Source organism: Dietzia sp. NPDC055343, assembly GCF_053645265.1.
Map to the genome: position 1 here is coordinate 1 of NZ_JBSHMJ010000146.1, position 1,547 is coordinate 1,547.

Consider the following 1,547-nt stretch of genomic DNA (forward strand, 5'->3'; position numbering starts at 1 on the left):
GTCATCACCAGTGCCGCCACGACCAGGCCGTAGATGACGATCGTCGACCCGGCGACCGTGGGAGGGACCCCGAAATCGGAGACCATCCCGCCGATCGAGATCGGTAGCGCGGAGACGTTGAACGACATGACGATCTGGCCGAGGAAGAGCCCGACCATCGGGAGCCAGGACCGGCGTTCCTCCAGCCCCGGCATCGTGGACGTCGTGGTGGTCATGAACGTGTCCTTTCCGCAGCGACGGTCCCGCCGATCCGCGCGTCCGCATCGGAGGCGAAGAGGTTGAGCCCGAGGGCGCGCGAGAGGTAGGCGATCGCTCGCTGGCCGCGCACGCTGTTCCCGGCCGAGTTCAGGCGTGGCGAGAACGCGCCGATCGCGCCCTTGCCCGGGGCGATCGCGACGATCCCACCGGCCACCCCGGACTTGGCGGGGATGCCGATCTCGAACAGCCACTCCCCGGATCTCTCGTACATGCCGCTCGCGGCGAGCATGGCCAACGTGTCCCGGCAGACGTCGGGGGAGACCACCTGCTCGCCGGTCACCGGGTTCGCGCCGCCGTCGGCGAGTGTCGCGCCCATGACCGCCAGATCTTCGGCCGTCACCAGGAGGGCGCACTGCCGGGTGTAGACGTCGACGATCTCCAGCGGGTCGGCGTCGAGCCGACCGTAGCTCTCCAGGAGCCGCGCGATCGCGTTGTTCCGGTGGTTGGTGGCCATCTCCGAGGCGTACACCGTGCCGTCCATGGTCAGCTGACGGCCCGCGAACGCGGACAGGCCGGTCCGGATCAGCTCCCACTGCTCGGCCGGGGTGGCGCCGGGCATCAACGAGGTGGTGGCGATCGCGCCCGCGTTGACCATCGGGTTCATGGGGTGGCCGTCGTTCAGTTCGATCGCCATCACCGAGTTGAAGGGCAGGCCGGTGTTGTTGACGCCCACCCGGTCCTTGACCACCTCGTGCCCGTACTCGCGGCAGACGAGGGCGTAGACGAAGGCCTTGGACACCGACTGGACGGTGAAGGTGTGGGCGCTGTCGCCGACCCTGTGGACCGCGCCGCTGACCTCGCTCACGGCGAGACCGAACAGGCCGGGGTCCGCCCCGGCGAGGACGGGGATGTAGTCCGCGACCGTGCCGTCGTGCAGGTCGCGGTAGCGCTCGTGGGCGGTGACGGTGAGCGATTCGACCTCGTCCCAGCCGGGGAGCCGGCCGGTCGACACGCGTTGCGGGACTCCCGCCGATTCCGATGTGATCATCAATCTCCCGTCGCGGCCCGCAGGCCTGCCGTCCGCCCTGACCGCCTGTAGTAACTCCGACCCGCCAGATTCTGTTGGTGCCAGTATCCGCGCACCAGCAGCGGCAGATCCGGAATCCAGAAATCCTCTCCCACCGGCATGACGCCACCGCGGGCCCCGAGCTCGACATCTGCAGAGACGATGCCGGGCCCCTCCGTGGTCCGCCGGGAGGCCAGGACGGTGCCGTCCGGGTCGACGATCTGCGTGGCCCCCACGAACTCGGTCTCGTACGGGACCGAGAGATCCGAGCCCGGCGCCAGCA

Annotated in this window: 1 protein-coding gene and 2 pseudogenes; all 3 read right to left on the minus strand. The window is 69.4% G+C overall.

What is annotated here, in order from left to right; all coding sequences use genetic code 11:
* Positions 1–215, minus strand: a pseudogene (locus ACWIE7_RS19225) (MFS transporter); the annotation flags it as partial.
* Positions 212–1,246, minus strand: coding sequence for a glutaminase A (gene glsA, locus ACWIE7_RS19230; protein WP_230930494.1), 1,035 nt, complete (start codon positions 1,244–1,246; stop codon positions 212–214). The pseudogene ACWIE7_RS19225 and the gene glsA, both read right to left, overlap by 4 nt.
* A pseudogene (locus tag ACWIE7_RS19235) lies at positions 1,246–1,547 on the minus strand (carbon-nitrogen hydrolase family protein); the annotation flags it as partial. The pseudogene ACWIE7_RS19235 and the gene glsA, both read right to left, overlap by 1 nt.